General features: G+C 62.8%; 6 protein-coding genes. 1 reads left to right on the top strand and 5 read right to left on the bottom strand.

Annotated elements, in window-relative coordinates:
- Positions 1-802 precede the first annotated feature (802 nt).
- Genes V5A38_RS14130 through V5A38_RS14120 form a run of 3 tightly spaced genes read right to left on the bottom strand, consistent with a single transcriptional unit; the run spans position 803 to position 4,362 of the window.
- Positions 803-1,699, bottom strand: coding sequence for an ABC transporter permease (locus tag V5A38_RS14130; RefSeq protein ID WP_332326408.1), 897 nt, complete (start codon positions 1,697-1,699; stop codon positions 803-805).
- Entirely contained in the window at positions 1,699-2,718 is a 1,020-nt protein-coding gene (locus tag V5A38_RS14125; protein WP_332326407.1) for an ABC transporter permease, read from the bottom strand. Before V5A38_RS14125 ends, V5A38_RS14130 begins: the two co-directional genes overlap by 1 nt.
- A gap of 9 nt (positions 2,719-2,727) precedes the next feature.
- Positions 2,728-4,362 (bottom strand): ABC transporter substrate-binding protein, encoded by a 1,635-nt coding sequence (locus tag V5A38_RS14120; RefSeq protein ID WP_332326406.1) that lies wholly within the window; start codon positions 4,360-4,362, stop codon positions 2,728-2,730.
- Positions 4,363-4,462: 100 nt separating this feature from the next.
- Between V5A38_RS14120 and V5A38_RS14115 the strand changes: the two genes are divergently transcribed.
- Complete coding sequence (locus tag V5A38_RS14115; RefSeq protein WP_332326405.1) at positions 4,463-5,275, top strand: polysaccharide deacetylase family protein; 813 nt, start codon at positions 4,463-4,465, stop codon at positions 5,273-5,275.
- 148 nt (positions 5,276-5,423) lie between these two features.
- Here the strand turns inward: V5A38_RS14115 and V5A38_RS14110 are convergent, their stop codons facing one another.
- Complete coding sequence (locus V5A38_RS14110; RefSeq protein ID WP_332326404.1) at positions 5,424-6,464, bottom strand: oligopeptide/dipeptide ABC transporter ATP-binding protein; 1,041 nt, start codon at positions 6,462-6,464, stop codon at positions 5,424-5,426.
- Position 6,465: 1 nt separating this feature from the next.
- Positions 6,466-6,948: oligopeptide/dipeptide ABC transporter ATP-binding protein (locus tag V5A38_RS14105; RefSeq protein WP_332326403.1), on the bottom strand; the 483-nt coding region annotated here is incomplete at its 5' end.

Genomic DNA, 6,948 nt, shown 5'->3' with positions numbered 1-6,948 from the left:
TCCCATCACCGACACGGATGGTCACGGCGGGACAGACTCGCAGTAATCAGTATCAGTCCATCGGTTTGCTGGGGTGTGTCCTCAGTCCGGTGCTTCAGTACCGTCCTCTCGGAGTGGATAGGACTGGTACGGGTCGCTACGCCGTGCTACTCTACGTGCCAGTCTGTCAGCAGCTTCTTGTCGCTCATTCGATATTGTGGTTTTGCGGTCTCTTTTTAGCGGGACGAGACGCATGACCGATGGCGAAGGTAACTTATATTATTTATTTGATATATAATCTATAATATCTTCCAAAACTGTTACATATCCACGCGGTAATCAGTCTCTCAGGCGTCAGACATTATGTCCAATCGTAAAAATGGCGAAAGCAAGGGTGCGTTGGCGGCCCGTAATTCACAGAGTACTGAGCAACTCGATATCGTGTTCAGTGTCCTTCAGGCTGCGCGACGCCGGTACCTGCTGTACTATCTGTACAACGAGGAGGAGTCGGTTCTGTCTCTCGAGGAGCTCGTGGAAGCCGTCCGGAAATACGAGGCCGCTGACACCGGGGCCGACGAGTTACCATCGCGGCAAGCAGTTCGGACGAGTTTAGTCCATCGCCATCTGCCCAGGTTAGCTGCCGCGGGAGTTCTTGACCACGAACCCCGATGTGGTACCGTTCGATTCAATGGATACCCCCCGCTCGAAGAATGGCTCGAGTGTGCCCGTCATCTCGAACTCGATTGAGTCGTTTACAACTGCACTGAGCAACCGGCTGCGTCAGCTGCGTCTCACAGCGAAATACTGTCCTTCCATCTACTCTTTACTCCATCCGGCTCCGCGGATCCAGAATGTCTCGGAGCCCGTCACCGATAAGGTTGAACCCCATGACGGTGATGAAGATGAACAGTCCCGGGAAGACGGAGTACCACCAGTAGGTGGGCATGAACTCCCGGCCACGGGCGACCATCAGGCCCCACTCCGGTGTTGGCGGCGATGCCCCGATCCCGATGAACGAGAGCGAGGCCGCCACAAGAATCACCCAGCCCATGTCCATCGTCGCCTGGACCAGCAGGCTGGTGAGGCTGTTGGGCAGCAGGTGGACGAACATCACCCGGAGCTTCTTCGCGCCGAGGCCCTCCACGGCCTCGACGTACTCCTCGGATTTCACCTCCTTCACCTCCGAGCGCAGCAGTCGCACGTACCACGGCCACCAGGTGATGACGAGCGCGATCATCACGTTCCGCAGGCTGGGGCCGAGCGCGCCCGCGATCGCGACCGGGAGAATGAGCCGCGGCACGGAGACGAACACGTCCGTCACGCGCATGATCAGCATCTCTACCCGGCCCCCGATGTAGCCCGCTGCGAGACCCAGCGGGATGCCGATGGCCAGCGCCGCGCCGACGACCGAAACCGCGATTTTCACCGAGATACGCGCGCCGAACAGGACACGGGAGAAGATATCACGACCCAACCGGTCAGTGCCGAACAGATGCTCGGAGGACGGCGGCTGGAGGGACTGCTCGAAGTTGGTCACCGACTGCGTGTGGCCCGGGTACGGCGCGATAACGGGTGCGAGCAGACCCAGCAACACGATGAGCAGCACCATCCCGATACCGACAACCGTGAGTCGGTTCTTCCCGAGGATGTACACCGCCTCGGACACCGCCTCGATGACGCCGCGGTGGCGCTCGAAGACGGATTCGGATTCGGCCGCCATCACTCACCCACCTCGATTTCGGGGTCGACGTAGGTGTGGGTGACGTCGACGAGGAAGTTCACGATGAGGTAGCCAAGCGCGAAGACCACGGTGACGCCGAGGATGCCGTTGAAGTCCGAGGTGATGACGGCGTTGTAGAGGAACAGCCCCAACCCCCGAATGTTGAAGACGATCTCCACGACCACCGAGCCCCCGAGCAGCAGGCCGTACGAGAGACCCACTGCCGTGATCGTCGGCATCACGGCGTTGCGCAGCGCATGGCGCAGCAGGACGATCCGACCCCGGAAGCCGTGGGCGCGGGACCACTCGATGTAGTCGGTGTTGAGCGTCTCGATCATCGACGAGCGCATGATCCGGGTGGTCTGGGCGAGCGTCCCCAGCGAAAGCACGATTGCTGGCAATGCCAGATGCTCCAACGTCGCGAAGAAGCCGACGGGATAGCCCGCGAGCAGCGTGTCGATGAGGTAGAGCCCCGTGGTCTCGACCGGCTTTGCGAGGTTGTCGGGATAGCGCCCGCCGGAGGGAAGCAGGCCGAGATAGGAGTAGAAGAACAGCTGTGCCAGGATCGCCATCCAGAACTGCGGAACCGAGACGCCGCTGATGGCGACGAAGCGGGAGCCATGGTCGATCGCCTCGTCCTTGTACACCGCCGAGGCGATGCCGAGCGGGATGCCGATGCTGACGGCGATCACCACCGCAGTCGTCGTCAGTTCGAACGTCGCCGGGAAGCGCTGAGCGAGCTCGACCGAGACCGGTCGCTGGGTAGCGACGGACTGGCCGATGCGCTGGTGGAGCAGTAGGTCGGTGAGAAAATCGATGTACTGCTCGTGGAGCGGGTCGTTCAGCCCGTACTCCGCCCGGATGCGCTGGACCTGTTCCTCGGTCGCCTTCGCGCCGGCGATGACCGCCGCGGGGTTGCCCGGCACCACCCGCGAGAGGAGGAAGACGAGGGTGAGGATCCCCCAGAACGTCACCGCCATCGCTGTCAGCCGACGAACGAGATAGGTTTTGAACTCCATCTGGCCGCGTTAGTTCTCCTTGTGGATCTGGTGGGCAGGCAGGTAGTTGAACTCGCCCGGAGTGTAGCGGAGGTCCTCCACGTCGGCGTTGTACGCCCGGACGTACTTGTTCTGGAACAGCCAGATGATGGGCACCTCGTCGAGGAGGATCTCCTGCATCTGCTTGTAGAGCTCTTCGCGCTCCGCCCGGTCGCCGCTGCTCCGGGCTTTCTCGAACATCTCGTCGTACTCGTCGTTCTGGTAGTAGGCCGTGTTCCAGCCGTCCGGCGGCCAGTAGTCGCCCCAGTACCGGATCGCCGGCCCGTTCGGGTCGGCGTAGTCCGGCCAGCCGTTGTACATGAGCAGGTCCGGCATCGATTCGGCGTCGGTCAGCTGCTCGTAGAGGTTCGACCACGGGATGTCCTCGTGGTCGACGGTGATGCCGACTTCGTCGAAGTTGGCGACCAGCGCCTCACCCACCTTGTCGTTCTCCGAACCCTTGATGGAGCGGAACTTCAGCTCCCGGCCGTCGTAGTTCGATTTCTCGAGGAACGAGCGCGCCTTCTCCAGATCACGGCTGTACTGACCCTCAGTGACTCGGGGCCAGATACCCTCCGCCCACGGCGTCCCCCAGGGGATACCGGTGTTGACCAGTTCCTTCGCGATGCTCTCGTAGTCGGCGGCGTAAGCCAGCGCCTTCCGGAAGTTGACCTCGGAGGTCGGCTCGCGCTGGCACATCATGAAGACGTACTTGTTGTAGAGGTCGGGCGGTCCGTCGTAGAGCTCCACCCCGTCGTTCTCGATAGCACTCTCGATGTTGGTCCACGTCAGGTCCCGCGAAACATCGATATCACCCTGCGTAACCTTCTGTTTCTGGGTCAGCTGTTCCCGGACGATGCGGTTCTGGTACTCCCCGACGTTCGCGTTCTCCGGGATGCCGAGGTGCTCGGGCAGGTCGTCTCCGTTGGCCCGCCAGTCGTCGGTCTTCCTGGTGGCGACGAACTCGTTGCCCTTGTCCCAGCTTTCGAACTCGAAGGCGCCGGTCCCGTGGACGTTCTGCTTGAAGTACTCGTGACCGAGGTTCTCCTCGTCTTTGTGCTCGTCGAGGACGGTCGGATTCATGATGCTCGCGGTGACGAACGTCAGTGCCGCGGGGGCCGGCCCGAATGCGCCGTTACAGTGGATGGTGATCTCGTAATCACCCGTCTCCTCGACGGTGTCGATCCAGTCGTACGGCTTGGACTGCCCGGCCTGCAGCGCCTTGGCTCGCTCCAGCGAGCGCTTGGCGGCGTAGGCGTCGAACGACGTCCCGTCGCTGAACTCGACCCCCTCTCGGAGCGTGAGCACCCACTCCTCCCCGCCGTTCTGTGACTCGTAATCCGTCGCCAGCGCTGGACGCACCTCCGTCGGGTCCTGGTGTTTGTAGTCCAGCAGCTGGTCGTACACCAGGTCGAGCTGTATCATCGTTCCGTCGTTGATGGCCTGCGGGTCGAGATGTGTTAGCGGCTGGTTCTTCGCCGCGATGAACGTTGCATCGGTTTCAGCCTCGCCGCCTGACTGAACCCCGGTACACCCCGCTATCGCGACTGACGAGCCGACGCCGACGGACTGGAGGAACCAGCGGCGGGATTTTGATGGGCCATGTGTATCGTTGTCTTTGGACATACTCTTATACAACGGAACGTCCAGACAAATAAATATACGGGAATAAGTAACACCCGTGGGAGGTCCGACGAGCGATATAGCGGGCCGACCCACGGTGGGTATGGACTCAACGGTCTGTCTGACCTACGATTTCGACGCGGTCTCCGCCTGGACCGCCAACGGGATGCCCGGCTTTGCGTCCTGGGGCGTCTACGGCGCTGACGTCGCAGCGCCACGGCTGCTCGACCTTCACGACCGCCACGACCTTCCCTCGACGTGGTTCGTCCCTGGCCACACGATCGAGAGCTTCCCCGAGGTCGCTGGCGACGTCGCCGACGCAGGGCACGAAATCGGCCACCACGGCTGGAGCCATCGGTCGCTTCCGAGTTTCGAGAGCGAAGCGGCCGAACGTCGGGATATCGCCCGTGGTATCGACGCCATCTACGACCTGACCGGCGAGAAGCCGGACGGGTTCCGCACGCCCGATGGGGGGTTCTCGAAGCGGACCAAACGGCTTCTGGAGGAGTTCGGCTTCGAGTGGGACTCCAGCGACACGGCGCACGATTTCGAGCCGTACAAACTCCGCGCAGGCGAGCAGGCGCCTGTGTACGAGCCCTACGAGCGGGGCGAGCCGACGGATATCGTCGAAATCCCGTATCTCTGGCACCGCGACGACTGGATGCAGCTGTTTCCGGTCGTCTCCGGCCCGGAATGGGTGGCGTACTCGACGGAGGAGGCGGTGTTCGACCGCTGGTCCGCGGAGTTCCAGTGGATGCACGAGCACGTCGATGGCGGCGTCTACACGCTGTTGCTCCACCCCCAGTGTGCCGGCCGCATTCCGTTTCTCACGCGCCTGGAGACGTTTATCGAGGACGTCGCGGCGATGGAGGGCACGCGGTTCGCCACGGCCGGCAGCGTCGCCGAGGAGTTCTGAGACGTGGCGGCGGATCTTGCCACGTCCGCCTGCTGCCTCACAGTGATTACTGCGAATGGTTGCATCGACGGTGTCGAACGCCGCCGGGTCAGGGGCTCCCCTCACCGACACGGATGGTCACGGCGGGACAGACTCGCAGTAATCACTCTCAGTCGTCGCCGACTCCAGTAGCGGTCTGACCGTCCTCTTCGACGTCCGTGGCCGGTTCGTAGAGGTGACAGGCCATCTCCCTGGTTCCGCCCTGGTACTCCCGGTCGACCAGGGCCGGCACCTCGTTCAGACAGCGGGAGCCGACCTCCTCCTGCCGGTGGCAGCGGGGGTTGAACGAGCAGCCAGTGGGTGGGTCGATGGGTGAGGGGGGTTCGCCGGTAAGCTCCACCCGATTCCGTTCCTCGTCGGGATCGACTGGGTGGAGCGCGGAGAACAGCGCCTCCGTGTAGGGATGCTGGGGCGCCTCGAACACCTCGTCAGTCGCCCCCTGTTCGACGATTTCGCCCAGATACATCACTGCGGTCCGGTCACAGAGGTAGTTCACCACCGAGAGGTCGTGGCTGATGAACAGCAGCGTCAGCCCCATCTCCTCCTGGAGTTCCTGGAACAGTTTGAGGATGCGCGCCTGGACGCTCACGTCGAGCGCGCTCGTTGGCTCGTCGAGCACGAGGAATTCGGGTTCGAGCATGAGCGCGCGCCCGAGGCCCACGCGTTGGCGTTGTCCGCCAGAGAGCTCGTGCGGGAAGCGCGACCGGTAGGTGTCCGGATCCAGATCCATCCGGTTCAGCATCCGGTTGACCCGTTCGTCGGCGTTCTCCATCTCGTCGTGGATCCGCAGCGGCTCGATCAGCGTCTTCCGCACCGTCCGCCGAGGGTTCAGGCTGGTATCGGGGTCCTGATACACCATCTGCACCTGCTTGCGAAGCTGCTGGAGCCGGGCGTCTTCAGCCGAGGCAACGTTCTCGCCGTCGAAGCGGATCTCGCCATCGGTGGGTTCGATGAGCCGAAGCAGCGTCTTCCCCAGCGTTGTCTTCCCGCAACCAGACTCGCCAACGAGTCCGACGGCCTCGCCGCGGTGGACGTCGAGGTCGACGCCGTCGACCGCTTTCACGCTGTTGACCTGTCGTTTCAGCAGCCCCTGTCGAATGGGGAAATGTTTCTTCAGCCCGCGGATCTGGAGGAGGGGATCGCCGCTCATCTCATACCTCGAAGCAGGCCGCGTACTGGTCGTCGGTTTTCTCCTCCAGCGGCGGCACCTCGTCGCGACAGCCATCCGTCGCGAGCGGGCAGCGGTCGACGAACCGACAGCCTTCGTTGGGATTGACGAGATCCTGGACAGTTCCCTGGATGGACTCGAGGTCGCTCTGCCCACCAAGTCTGGGGATCGCGTTGATGAGCCCCTGGGTGTAGGGATGGGTGGGGTTCTTGATCACCTCGCGGGTTGGCCCCATCTCCACGGTCTGGCCGGCGTACATCACGACGACCCGGTCACAGAGTCGCGAGATGACGCGAAGGTCGTGGGTGATGATGAGCACCGAGAGCCCGTACTCCTCGCCCATCTCCTCGATGAGGTCCAGGAGCTGCGCCTCGGTGGTTTTGTCCAGCGCCGTCGTCGGCTCGTCGGCGACGAGCAAGTTGGGCTGGCACGCCAGGGATTTGGCGATGAGCACCCGCTGTTTCAT

It is taken from the genome of Halolamina sp., assembly GCF_036626355.1.
Lineage (GTDB): Archaea > Halobacteriota > Halobacteria > Halobacteriales > Haloferacaceae > Halolamina.
The sequence above is the reverse complement of the archived record's forward strand: the minus strand, read 5'-3'. Positions and strand labels throughout refer to the sequence as shown.